This is a genomic window from Deltaproteobacteria bacterium IMCC39524, assembly GCA_029667085.1.
Classification (GTDB): domain Bacteria; phylum Desulfobacterota; class Desulfuromonadia; order Desulfuromonadales; family BM103; genus M0040.
Map to the genome: position 1 here is coordinate 296,307 of JARUHJ010000001.1, position 12,298 is coordinate 308,604.

The 12,298-nt window shown below is 51.0% G+C and carries 10 protein-coding genes; 7 read left to right on the plus strand and 3 right to left on the minus strand.

Going from position 1 to position 12,298, the window contains the following annotated elements:
* The first annotated feature begins 69 nt into the window (after positions 1-69).
* The 4 genes from P9J64_01360 (at position 70) to P9J64_01375 (ending at position 5,529) form a co-directional block, all read left to right on the plus strand.
* Positions 70-495, plus strand: coding sequence for a Rieske (2Fe-2S) protein (locus tag P9J64_01360; protein ID MDG5466965.1), 426 nt, complete (start codon positions 70-72; stop codon positions 493-495).
* 70 nt (positions 496-565) lie between these two features.
* Positions 566-2,842 carry a tetratricopeptide repeat protein gene (locus P9J64_01365; protein MDG5466966.1) on the plus strand — a complete coding sequence of 759 codons (2,277 nt, stop codon included), beginning with the start codon at positions 566-568 and terminating at the stop codon, positions 2,840-2,842.
* A 148-nt stretch (positions 2,843-2,990) separates the two neighbouring features.
* A complete protein-coding gene (locus P9J64_01370; protein ID MDG5466967.1) occupies positions 2,991-4,265 on the plus strand; it encodes an outer membrane protein transport protein in 1,275 nt (424 codons plus the stop codon).
* Between the two features lie 370 nt (positions 4,266-4,635).
* Complete coding sequence (locus tag P9J64_01375; protein MDG5466968.1) at positions 4,636-5,529, plus strand: transporter; 894 nt, start codon at positions 4,636-4,638, stop codon at positions 5,527-5,529.
* An 813-nt stretch (positions 5,530-6,342) separates the two neighbouring features.
* Here the strand turns inward: P9J64_01375 and katG are convergent.
* Positions 6,343-8,538, minus strand: coding sequence for a catalase/peroxidase HPI (gene katG / locus P9J64_01380; protein MDG5466969.1), 2,196 nt, complete (start codon positions 8,536-8,538; stop codon positions 6,343-6,345).
* A gap of 296 nt (positions 8,539-8,834) precedes the next feature.
* Here katG and P9J64_01385 point away from each other — a divergent pair, with 296 nt between their 5' ends.
* From P9J64_01385 to P9J64_01395, 3 genes are all read left to right on the plus strand, one after another.
* Positions 8,835-9,101: a hypothetical protein gene (locus P9J64_01385; GenBank protein MDG5466970.1), complete on the plus strand. Its 267-nt coding sequence runs from the start codon at positions 8,835-8,837 to the stop codon at positions 9,099-9,101.
* A 128-nt stretch (positions 9,102-9,229) separates the two neighbouring features.
* The gene (locus tag P9J64_01390; GenBank protein MDG5466971.1) at positions 9,230-9,475 is read left to right on the plus strand and encodes a CDGSH iron-sulfur domain-containing protein; all 246 of its coding nucleotides are present in this window, start codon (positions 9,230-9,232) and stop codon (positions 9,473-9,475) included.
* Positions 9,476-9,677: 202 nt separating this feature from the next.
* Positions 9,678-10,346 carry a metallophosphoesterase family protein gene (locus tag P9J64_01395; protein ID MDG5466972.1) on the plus strand — a complete coding sequence of 223 codons (669 nt, stop codon included), beginning with the start codon at positions 9,678-9,680 and terminating at the stop codon, positions 10,344-10,346.
* 147 nt (positions 10,347-10,493) lie between these two features.
* Here P9J64_01395 and P9J64_01400 read toward each other — a convergent pair whose 3' ends face one another.
* Together P9J64_01400 and P9J64_01405 are read right to left on the minus strand one after the other, a co-directional pair.
* Positions 10,494-11,177 carry a dimethylsulfonioproprionate lyase family protein gene (locus P9J64_01400; GenBank protein MDG5466973.1) on the minus strand — a complete coding sequence of 228 codons (684 nt, stop codon included), beginning with the start codon at positions 11,175-11,177 and terminating at the stop codon, positions 10,494-10,496.
* A gap of 266 nt (positions 11,178-11,443) precedes the next feature.
* On the minus strand, positions 11,444-11,947 hold the full coding sequence (locus P9J64_01405; protein ID MDG5466974.1) for a hypothetical protein: 504 nt from the start codon (positions 11,945-11,947) through the stop codon (positions 11,444-11,446).
* Positions 11,948-12,298 lie beyond the last annotated feature (351 nt).

Genomic DNA, 12,298 nt, shown 5'->3' on the forward strand with positions numbered 1-12,298 from the left:
AATAAAGAAACGACAGAAAATCCTGACCGCCGTCGGTTCCTGAACCAAGTCTGGGCGTTTTTTGGTCTCGTGGCTGCAGCCGAATTCGGCTGGCTGGGTCTGTCGTTCATGAACTCACGCAAGGAGCGCAATCGTCCGGCCAAGACGGAGAGTATTGTCACTGCCGGGTCAGTCGAACGGTTCACGCCGGGCACAGTGACCGCTGTTCCTGTTGGTCAGTTCTACTTGGCTTGTTTAGGTGATGGTAGTTTCCTCGCTTTATCGCGAACCTGCACTCATCTTGGCTGTTCGGTGCCTTGGGACGAAGAGAAGAACAAGTTTGTCTGCCCGTGCCATGGCTCCACGTTCAGCCTGACCGGTGAAGTGCTGACGGCACCTGCTCCGCGGCCACTGGATACTTATCCGGTGCGGATTGAGAACGGGATTGTGAAGGTTGATACTTCTGTCACGCAGAAACGTGAGAGGTTTGAACCGGCACAGGCGACACGGATTTGACCTCGGGACGAGGGACGCGAAAGTCTAGGGGACTGTCCCTTGGTGGACTGTCCCCGGATTATCAAAACAGATGAAGCAATCATCTACTGACATAAATCGCTGGGAACGGATCGCATTGGCTGCGGCCATTGTCATCCTATTGTCTCCAGCACTCTACCTGCTCAAGGCGCAGACTGTTGAACCTCTTCCTGCTGCCGGGCCTGTGGAGTTTGTTGGTAGTGAGAAGTGCAAGAAATGTCATGAAACCGCCTATAACAAGTGGAAGGGTTCTCATCATGATCTGGCCATGGACGTGGCCAATGACACGACGGTGCTGGGCGACTTTAATGATGTCAGTTATACCGACCCATACAACAAGGTCACCTCTCGCTTCTATCGCAAAGGCGATAAATACTTTGTGCAGACCGAGGGGCCGGATGGACAGCCCGGCGAATTTGAGATCACGTACACCTTTGGTTTTTATCCTTTGCAGCAGTACCTGGTGCCGTTTCCTGATGGACGGCTGCAATGTCTGAACATCGCCTGGGATATCGAGAAGAAGGTCTGGTACCGCTTGCCGCCATACGAAGTGGAAGGACCGGATGACTGGCTGCACTGGACCAGAGGAGGGCAGACTTGGAACGTTATGTGTGCCGAGTGCCACTCAACCCGGCTGAACAAGGGTTTTGAACCTGATACCGGGACCTATCAAACCACCTGGTTCGAGATCGATGTTGGTTGTGAAGCTTGCCACGGTCCAGGATCGAAACATCTGGCCTGGGCGGACAAGCCTGCATTCGCAAGGGCAAAAACTGCGAACTATGATCTTGAAATCCACACCAACAGTCTTGAGACCACAGAACAGATTAAGCTCTGCGCACCCTGTCATTCCCGGCGTTTTCAGCTTGGTGATAACCAGCATGTCGAGGGTGAGTTGCTCGATGTCATGGTACCGCAACTTCTAAACGAAGGGCTCTACTATCCTGACGGCCAGATCCTCGACGAGGTCTATGTCTATGGATCCTTTGTGCAGAGCAAGATGTACCAGCACGGCGTGCGCTGCAGCGATTGTCACGACGTCCACAGCCTCAAGCGCCACAAGGAGAAGAATGACCTTTGCACCCAGTGTCATCGCGCAGAAACTTATGACAGCAAGGAACATCACTTCCACAAAAAAGTTCACAATGGCCAGCCGAGTGAAGGTCACCTCTGCGTCAAGTGCCATATGCCGGGTCGCATCTACATGGGAGCCGACTATCGACCCGACCACAGCCTGCGCATTCCCCGTCCTGATCTGAGCGCCGAGCTCGGTACCCCGAATGCCTGCTCGGCAATAGGCTGCCATGCTGACAAGCCGTTGTCGTGGAATGTCGAGCATTACACCAAGTGGTACGGGGAGACCCGCAAGCCGCATTACGGCACCATCATCGCCGCTGGTCGCGCTCGTCAACCAGAGGCCGAGGTCGACCTGATCCGCTTAGCTGAAGACCCGTTGGTGCCGACTATTGCCCGTGCGACCGGACTGGAACTATTGCGTTCTTATCCCAGCCCTGCCAGTCAGGCGACTTTAGCCAAGGCACTAGAGGATGATGACGCGCTGTTACGCTATACAGCGATTCGCAGCCTGGAATATTTTGATGCTGAAACCCGGCTGAAACGGATCGCACCGAAACTCTATGATCCGGTCAAGGCGGTGCGTATGGAAGCTGCCATGATGTTGTCGGTTCTGCCGGAAGAGCGGTTGCGAGAGGATGATCGGGAAGCGTTTCGCCAGGGGCTTGCGGAATATCGTGAAGCAATGCTCTATAACGCCGATCTCGCCGCCCAGCGCTACAATATCGGCAACCTGGCTGCTAATCTCGGTGACGAGAACCAGGCTGTTGCAGCCTACCTCAAGGCCATTGCCATCGACGACCAGTTCTACCCGGCCATGGTCAACCTGGCCATGCTGTACAACCGGCAGGGCAATAATGCTGAAGCCGAGAAATTGTTGCGGGATGTGGTCGATCAGTATCCACAGCTTTACGAAACCGCTTATTCTCTCGGTTTGCTGCTCGCCGAGATGCAGCGCTACGTGGAGGCCGAAAAATACCTGCATCAGGCTGCTGCCGGGATGCCTGACTACGGCCGCATCCATTATAACCATGGCCAGGTTTTGCTGGTACTGAACCGGGAAGAGCAGGCCGAAAGTTCATTGCGCAAGGCACTGTCGGTTGAACCGCTGAACCTGGACTACTTTGTCGTATTGGCCAATCATTACCTCAAGTCCGGGCGCCCCGCGCTGGCGAAAAAGCTTGCTGAAAACACCATTCAGCAATTCCCCGATCATGCCGCGGCACGCAGCTTGTTGCAGCAACTGGGTCAATAACATTTCAACACTTTTGAGATGAAAACCGTTTTTTTCTTGTTAGAGTTAAGCGTGAAGCCATAGAACCTACAAACACCTTAATGCTGTCCGTGAGTTAATGCTAAGTATGATGTGTTTCTCGATTCCCTTTCAAAAGAGGTCAATAATCATGAGTTCCTATCGTGTTGTTCTGTTCGCTGTATTGACGATCTGCTTGTTGCCCTTTTCAACCCAAGCCGCCGGACTCTGGCTCTACGAGCAGGCAGCACCGGATATGGGTCTCGCTGCAGCCGGTCGCGCTGCTCTGGCCCAGGATGCATCGACGGTGGCCTATAACCCCGCTGGGATGACCCTTTTGGATCGCGATCAGCTCGAAGGCGGTCTGCTTGGCATATTTGTGACCGCCAAGTTCGATTCAGACTCCACCACTTTTAGTGGAGGTGATGGCGGCGATGCCGGAGGCTTTGTGCCAGCGGGAAGTTTTTCCTACGTGTACGGACTCTCTGATGACCTTAAACTCGGTGTGGCAATGGGCTCCAATTTCGGTCTGGGGCTTGATTACGGCTCACAATGGTCTGGCCGCTACTACGTTCAGGAAGGGGAAATAGTCGTCATGGGGGTTAATCCGAATGTCGGCTACCGGGTCAACGATTGGCTCTCGGTCGGCGCCGGTTTCAGCATCCTGTATGGCGAGTTGAACCAAAAAGTTGCGGTCAACAATCCTTTGAACAACCCTGACGGCCAACTGAAGCTCGATGCGGACGACTTGGGTTATGGCTATAATTTGGGTGTTCTGGTTGAACCTTCGCCAAAGACCCGCCTGGGGTTGACCTATCGATCCAAGATTGATCTTGAATTTGACGATGCGGTCAGCGCCCGGAACCTATCGCCCGCGCTGTCGACGATTATTGACCTGGCTCTCGGTTCAAACCGGAAAGTTGATATGGAGCTAACCGTGCCTCAGGCCGTGATGTTCAGCATCTTCAACCAATTGAACGACCAGTGGGCGATCATGGGCAACGTTGGTTGGCAGGACCAGTCGGATTTTGGCAAGACCGGCATCAGCCTGGCATCGTCCGCCGGCTCAAACTCGGTGACAGCAGATCGTAATTTCCATGACACATGGCATTATGCTTTCGGCACCCAATATCGGTTCGCACCGCAGTGGTTGCTCTCGGCCGGAGTTGCTTATGACGATTCACCCGTTGATGATGAAGATCGCACCCCGGATATGCCGCTTGACCGCCAGATTCGATACGCTACGGGCTTACAGTACGACCTGAGTGAAGATGTGACTATCGGTGCGGCCTACACATTCCTTGATACTGGCGACGCGAAGATCGAAATTGACGGTGCAGACAATCCTTTGCGCGGTGAGTTAGTCGGTGATTACAGCTCCAACTACGTGAACTTTTTCAATGTGAACGTAGTTTACCGGTTCTGATCTGCAATCTGCCCAGTGATCTCAGCGAAGACATGCCTGTTGGCTATGTCTTCCAGTTCCTGGATGCGCAGTGTTTCCATTTGTTCAGTGAGTAATGCGGGAAAAGAGGAGGGGTGTAATCCTTTTGGATCACGCCCTTACTTTTGTGGTGCCTCGAATTAGCAAGAACTGTTCAGACCAGTCTGTTTTGGTTTCTCTGTTCATCTGGCAATGTCTCTTTAAATAAACACCGTTAGTGCTAAACTACTGAAAGTCATCGAAGTATTTATGTGAGTGAACACTTATTCTGCTTGTTGAGGCCGGGATAAAATTGCCATACTTTAATATGTACTTATCGCCTTTTTTTAATGTCATTAGCCTGCTCAGGTTTATGATTGTTCTGTCTTTGTTGTTTTTTTATCAGACTTCTTTTGCTGAGGAGCTGGAACCCCGCCGTTGGAGCCATCTGCCGATCAATACGAACTTTATCGGTGGCGGCTATGCCTACACCGAGGCGGATATTGGTTTCGACCCTGTCCTCAAGATTGAAGATGCCGACGTCGAACTGCACACCTGGGTCGCGAAGTATATTCGGACCTTCTCATTATTGGATAAGACGGCTAGGGTCAGCCTTTTACAGGCCTATCAGGAGGGTCGCTGGTCCGGATTGGTTAATGGCACACCCACATCGATCAGGCGGAGTGGTTGGAGCGATACGATACTGCGCTTTGCAATCAATCTCTATGGCGCACCACCACTTCAGGGCAAGGAGTACGCAGCCTACCGAGCCGCCGCAGAGGTTGAGACCCTGGTCAGTGCCGGTCTGGGAGTGCAGTTGCCGACCGGTGACTACATGAATGACAAACTGATCAATCTCGGTACCAACCGTTTTACCTTTCGGCCACAGTTCGGGGTGACGCATAAGCGCGGCAAATGGTCGACGGAAGTCACCGGCATTGTTGCTCTGTATACCGATAATGATGATTTCTTTAACGGCAACAAGCTTGAGCAGGAGCCTCTCTATATCGTTCACGGGCACCTCATTTACGATTTCCGTCCTGGAGTCTGGGCAGGTCTGAGTGCCGGGTATAATTATGGTGGCAAGTCTACTGTAGAAGGCGATAAAAAGGATGATCTCAAGCAGAATCTGGGCTGGGCCTTAAGCTTCGGCTTTCCTCTGTCTCGTCACCTGGGTGTCAAGGTGGCTTACGCCGGCACCCGCACGCAGGAAAAAACCGGAATCGACTCAGATACTTTCGCTGTCGGACTCTCTGCGTTCTGGTAGATTTTGGTTCAAGGTTTTTTACCTGTTTAACTGGTTAAGCTTTTCTGTGTTTTCTTCGGTAGTCTCAGCCCAACAGATTATTAATCTGTTGGGCTGTTTGTTTACATGTTTTTGACTTTGATCTTGATTGCCGTCTTCCCGTCGAGTGCTGCCGAACAGAATGAAATTAATCCGATAAACGAAGAAAAACTGTCTGAGCGATAGCGAGTTTTTTTCTTCGCGGATTGATTTTATGGCGTGAGGGTATCCGTGATTGCCGAAGGCAATTATGGACAAACGGAGGGCGTGTTTCTTTGCTTACTTTCTTTCGCACGTGCAAAGAAAGTGAGGCGCCTGCCGGGCGCGACCGGCACCAGTTATGAATAAAGATGAACACGTCGCTTTCGACCTTATCCGTATTTACATGGAGAGGGTCCACGACTTTTTAATCCATGTCTATCTGAGCAAAAAGTCAAAAAACAAAACCCAGGGGTTGCGCCCCCTGCCGGCGCCTTACTCTTTTTGCTCGCACAAAATGAGTAAGCAGAAAAATGCGCCCCAATGCCTTGCCCGCTGCGCGGGAAACCGATGTCGAAAAGATGAACGTCGGCAGTGCGAAAACTCGGCTGACGCCTCAAACAGTTCGCCCTGCTGATCGCCGTTAATCCATTCGTCATCGGCTGCGGCAACAGGGGTAAAAAACCAGGCAAAACATACAAAGACACAAACTAAGAACACAATAAACAGCCCAACAGATTAATAATCTGTTGGGCTGCCTTCATATTTGCTGTGCAGGGTCCATTTCAGAAGTTCTCTAAAATGTTTTTGTTGCGCTCAGGCGATATCAAATCGGTCAAGATTCATGACCTTGACCCAAGCGGCTACAAAGTCGCGCAGGAACAGTTCCTGGGAGTCCTCACAACCATAGACTTCCGCGACGGCCCTGAGTTGGGAGTTTGAACCGAAGATCAGGTCGATACGGGTTCCGGTCCATTTGAGTTCGCCCGTCGCGCGATCACGCCCCTCAAAGACGTCGTCGGCTTCCGATGTTGCCTTCCAGGTGGTGCCCATGTCGAGCAGATTGACGAAAAAGTCATTGGTCAACGTCTCTGGCCGCTTGGTGAAGACGCCGTGTTGAGTTTGGTCGAAGTTGGCGTTCAAAACGCGCATACCGCCAACCAGAACTGTCATCTCGGGAGCGGTCAACGTCATTAGTTGTGCCCGGTCGAGGAGAAGCTCCTCTGCTGATACAGAGAATTTGGCTTTGAGGTAGTTACGGAAGCCATCCGCCGCCGGTTCGAGTGCGCCGAATGATCCCACATCGGTTTGTTCCTGAGAGGCATCCGTGCGGCCCGGTGTGAAGGGAACCGACAGATCATGACCGGCATTCTTCACGGCCTGCTCGACGGCTGCGCATCCGCCCAGAACAATCAAGTCGGCGAGAGAAACCCGCTTGCCACCAGACTGCGCGTTGTTGAACTCTTTTTGGATGTCCTCAAGGGTTTTCAATACAGTTGCCAGTTGAGCCGGCTGGTTAACTTCCCAGTCTTTTTGCGGGGCGAGTCGGATGCGCGCCCCGTTGGCCCCACCGCGCTTGTCGGAACCGCGGAAGGTGGATGCCGACGCCCAGGCGGTGGAGACCAGTTGGGAGACAGACAGTCCCGCAGCAAGAATCTTGCTCTTAAGCGAAGAGATGTCTTGCTCGTTTATCAATTCGTGCGTGACCGCGGGGACGGGGTCTTGCCACAAAAGCTCTTCTTCCGGCACGTCCGCGCCGAGATAGCGAGAGCGGGGACCCATGTCCCGGTGGGTCAGCTTAAACCAGGCGCGGGCGAAGGCGTCCGCGAACTCCTCGGGATTATCGTGGTATCGACGCGAAATCGGCTCATATCTCGGGTCAAAGCGAAGAGAGAGGTCGGCTGTGGTCATCATCGGTCGGTGCTTCTTCGACGGGTCGTGGGCGTCAACCACCATGTCCTCATCGTCCACGTCTTTGGCCAGCCACTGGTTTGCGCCCGCTGGGCTCTTGAGCAACTCCCATTCGTATTTGAACAAGACCTTTAGATAGCCCATGTCCCACTTGATCGGGTTCGGTTTCCAGGCGCCCTCGATGCCACTGCTGATGGTATCGGCGCCTTTGCCGCTGCCGAAACTGCTCTTCCAGCCGAGGCCCTGTTCCTCGATGCCGGCAGCTTCAGGGTCGGGTCCGACATGAGCGGCATCACCGGCACCATGGCATTTGCCGAAGGTGTGTCCTCCTGCGATGAGGGCGACGGTCTCTTCATCGTTCATCGCCATGCGCGCAAAAGTCTCGCGCACGTCGCGGCCCGATGCGACCGGGTCAGGCTCTCCGTTCGGTCCTTCAGGGTTTACGTAGATCAAGCCCATCTGCACGGCTGCGAGTGGATTGTCGAGTTCACGGTCGCCTTTATAGCGCGTGTCTCCAAGCCACTCGTCTTCAGAACCCCAGTAGATGTCTTCTTCCGGCTCCCAGATGTCCTCGCGCCCGCCAGCGAAGCCGAAGGTCTTAAAGCCCATCGACTCCAGTGCACAGTTGCCTGCAAGGATCAACAGGTCGGCCCAGGAGATTTTCTTGCCGTATTTCTGCTTGATCGGCCAGAGCAGCCGGCGCGCCTTATCAAGGTTGACGTTGTCCGGCCAGCTGTTGAGCGGCGCAAAACGTTGCGAACCAGATGAGGCGCCGCCGCGGCCATCGCCGGTGCGGTAGGTGCCTGCACTGTGCCATGCCATCCGGATCATGAGCCCGCCATAGTGACCGTAGTCGGCTGGCCACCACTCCTGGGAGTCCGTCATCAGTTCAACGATATCCTTCTTCAGGGCATCAAGGTCGAGGCTCTTGAACTCCTCAGCGTAGTTGAACGCCTCGCCCATTGGGTTGGACAGGGGAGAGTGCTGGTGCAGGATATTCAGGTTCAACTGGTTCGGCCACCAGTCTCGGTTCGAGGTGCCACCGCCGGCGACCTTTTTACTTGTTCTGCCTGTAACCGGGCATTTGCTCTCGTTACTCATAAATTTACCTCCTCATTTATCGTCAGTGTCTTCATGCAGTCTGATAAGTGTCTTCTGACGGCTCTTTTTATCGAATGTCTCGACAGGGTCTAATATCAATGTGAGACTTGTTGATTCGTTAAAAGGAAACCCTTCGTCCTATATCTTTCAGAGTATTCGTAATAATTGTTGCAGAAGCTGGAATTAACGAATAACCTTAGCCGCATTATCATGTTCTATGATATCGCGGTTTTTATCTCGCGCAATTCTACTAACAGCATTTACTCTCATGCCTGTCTGCCCAGTATGGAAAAAGAATGAGTAAACAGAAGAAACTAAAAAAGAAATCCTCTGGCAATAAGCCGCAAGCTCAAAGTCGACCAACTCCCCAAAAAAAAGACAGTGTTTTTACGGAAGCGTGGGAGAATATGAGTGAGGACTTTGGCAAGTTCATGCCTGCTTTCCTGCAAAAAGGACTCAAGGGCGGTAAACGCAAAGTCTGGGTTATGGTTGCAATGACTTTTGTCGAGCTTGTGGTTCTTGGTGTGGTTGGTAAATTTATTTATGATTGGTTTGTTGAGTAATGGCGCGTGGAACGCGGTATGAGGGTCGTGGTTTAAATCAAAAAGCAAGCAACCAGAGAGCGCATGAATATTAATTGCCCATGAAGGTGTTTGCCGCCTTCCTCCTACCGATCTTTTAAGGAGTTTTTATGAAAAACGATGATGCTGGAATGCCGATCGGCATAACGCTCGAACCTGGGACTTACTATCGGTGTAAATGTGGAAAGTCTCAGAACCAGCCATTTTGTGATGAATCTCACAGTGGCAGCGAAAGTTCTCCCGTGGAATTTAAAGTCAAGCGTCGTCAGAAAGTGTTTCTCTGTGGTTGCGGCCTGACCGGTGATGAGCCTTATTGTGATGGCAGCTGCGGTGTCTCACTGCCCGGGCGAGAGTAATCCGCATCAATATCGTTCCGTTTCTTGATATCTTGCCTCTATCTGGAGTGAATTGCTAGCTCACTCCAGGAGGCATGATCCCCCTTTCATCTCCTGCGGTTTTTTCCTTTCGCGAATAGCTGTCCCTTCTCAAACCTGCACCCTGAAATTTAAATAGTATAATGTCACCGTAACGAAACGATTTGTACGGGCAGGGTGGGGTATGAAAATTGGTCTGATTAGTGATGTTCACGCAACGTTGCAGCCCTTACGGGAGGCTCTTGCCCTCTTCGAGGATGAAGGTGTTGAGACGATCTTGTGTGCTGGGGATGTTGCCGGTTATGGAAAACAACTGGACGAGACTGTTCAGATTTTGATCGACAGTCGCTGTCGCGTTGTTATGGGCAACCATGATCTCTGGTGGCTTGAACGTTCCGGGTTTGACCATGAAGGTGTTGCTGCCTCGTATCTAGGCAACCTGCCTGCAGTGATTGAGTTCAAGGCCGCAGGAAAGATGATTTACATGGTCCACGCCAGCCCGCCGGACTCTTTGATGGATGGCATCAAGCTGTTGGATGAAAAGGCCGCTCTTATCCAGCAGGAAAGACACTCCTGGTCATGTTGCCTCAGAAATTTCCACTGTGACGTCCTTGTTGTCGGTCATACGCATCAAGTCTTTGCGGAACAGCTCGGCAACCCTCTGGTCATCAACCCGGGCAGTACATTGTTCAATCACACTTGTGCGATTTTGACTTTACCTGAGATGAGGGTTCAGGTTTTCCCCTTAAGTGGTAAAAACCCGGTCTTGAGCTGGAACTGGGGGATGGAGGCTGCTGCATGGGTTAAGGCTAATCCCGTAGCAAACGCAAAGGCCCGAAAACGCAAAGCCTGATGCTTATGTTCGTGACCTTTGCCAGTAACGAAAAGGTCCTCTCAGCGTCTTCGCGTCTCTAGTGTTAAATAGCTTCCCCTTAAATGAAAGGCTCTGTTAGCGTTCTGTGTTGATATTTGGTGCATCAAGTATCCATAAGGTGAAGGTTTATTTTGACCTCTGCCGAATGAATGCCATTTTTGGGTTGGCCAACTTTTCAGGTGAACCAACCCAGGCATAAGCAAGAAGAGAAGGTTCAAGATCACTGGTCGTTATCCGATGAGGGTGCTCAGGAGGATTGAGAATCAGAGAACCAGGAGCATAGACTCCAACATCATTTTCTGCAATGGCGCCGCTCAAGCAGAAATATGATTCACTTATCCCTTGATGATTATGTGTGGGATAGGTTGTCCCCGGCGCAAACAACACCAACCCAAGAATCAGTTCTTCCGATACGATTGGACCTTTGGGGCTCATAAATTCAGAGAAAGCATACTTATCGCTCAATCCAGGTGGCATCTTTTCGTAACCGAACTCCCAATAGAGTTGGTCGCGAATACGTTCAATCACCCGGGCAAGTGGGGCCGTAGAATAAGACAGCCCGCTATCGAGCGCCCTTGATAAATGTGCACAGACAGGTTTTTCCGATGCTTGAATCTGTTTCATAGGCGGGTCATTGTTCAGCAGCCGCGACAATCGATGACGAACTTCTTTTTGGTGTGAACGAATATGCGAGCTGCCACCGGCAGAGCTGAAACGGTAGAGATTGTAGACTTCGCGTAGCAGATATTGCCAGTCAGGGAAGTGTCTCAACCGGTAGGGGTAGGACGTGTCATCCAAGCAGTCAACCATTGCATCCACTTTCTCGATTATGGTGTAAACGGTTTAGCTTAAAAACGTGCACTACGTAATATACACTATTTTTATAAACCAGCCAGATCCTGCGGTCAAACTCCAGTCATTCTGCGGGCTCCCTGTTTCGGAGTAAATTCGTTTCAGAAGTACTTACCTATAAGAAAATGGTCACCCAGAGTTGCTCCAAGTGGCCATCATTTTGTCGTCTTGACTGGAGACCACATAAGAGAAAGCCCCCGGATCCAATGTTGAGGGCTTTCGATTTATATCGTTGGGCATTCATTCCCAAAACTGGTCATTTCCTCTGATCCGGTCATTTCCTCTGATCCGGTCATTTCCTCTGATCCGGTCATTTCCTCTATACCGGTCATTTTCTCTGAACCGGTCATCTTCTCTGAACCGGTCATCTTCTCTGAACCGGTCATCTTCTCTGAACCGGTCATCTTCTCTGAACCGGTCATTTTCTCTGTATCGATCATCTTTTCTGAACCGGTCATTTTCTCTGTATCGTTCATTTCCTCTGAACTGGTCATCTTCTCTGTATCGATCATCTTCTCTGTATCGATCATCTTCACTGTATCGATCATCTTCACTGTATCGATCATCGTCTCTGTATCGATCATCGTCTCTGTATCGATCATCTTCACTGTATCGATCATCTTCACTGTATCGATCATCTTCACTGTATCGATCATCTTCACTGTATCGATCATCTTCACTGTATCGATCATCTTCACTAATCCGTCCATGATTGTAATTTTCATCATCGTAGGATTTAGTGCGATAATCATCAGCAAAGACTACTTGAAATAATCCCAACAGAAAGCAAGCAACAAGAATATAGATGTTCTTCATTTGTCTCTCCCATCTCTTTGTTTCATAAGCCATAATTTGTTGAAGATTATCACAACTTAAACAACTCAAATATATTTAGCTCTGTTAGCGTTCCGACGAAGCTAATAGATAACATATGTTTTTTTTGAATTTAGTTAACTACATAAGGTGTGGAAGGCTGAGATCCCAAGAAATCATCCTCCAGAATTTTGAGCTCTGATAATGGAGTCATCGTGCCAGTTTTTAGGTTGCCTGAAATTCAAGAATTGCATAGACCGGGATAT

Bases quoted from the DNA above. Each gene is read 5' to 3' on its own strand.
- P9J64_01390 (MDG5466971.1), top strand. From the start codon at position 9,230: ATGAAAAACGATGATGCTGGAATGCCGATCGGCATAACGCTCGAACCT.
- P9J64_01385 (MDG5466970.1), top strand. From the start codon at position 8,835: ATGAGTAAACAGAAGAAACTAAAAAAGAAATCCTCTGGCAATAAGCCG.
- katG (MDG5466969.1), bottom strand. From the start codon at position 8,538: ATGAGTAACGAGAGCAAATGCCCGGTTACAGGCAGAACAAGTAAAAAG.
- P9J64_01365 (MDG5466966.1), top strand. From the start codon at position 566: ATGAAGCAATCATCTACTGACATAAATCGCTGGGAACGGATCGCATTG.
- P9J64_01375 (MDG5466968.1), top strand. From the start codon at position 4,636: ATGATTGTTCTGTCTTTGTTGTTTTTTTATCAGACTTCTTTTGCTGAG.
- P9J64_01400 (MDG5466973.1), bottom strand. From the start codon at position 11,177: ATGGTTGACTGCTTGGATGACACGTCCTACCCCTACCGGTTGAGACAC.
- P9J64_01370 (MDG5466967.1), top strand. From the start codon at position 2,991: ATGAGTTCCTATCGTGTTGTTCTGTTCGCTGTATTGACGATCTGCTTG.
- P9J64_01405 (MDG5466974.1), bottom strand. From the start codon at position 11,947: ATGATGAAAATTACAATCATGGACGGATTAGTGAAGATGATCGATACA.
- P9J64_01395 (MDG5466972.1), top strand. From the start codon at position 9,678: ATGAAAATTGGTCTGATTAGTGATGTTCACGCAACGTTGCAGCCCTTA.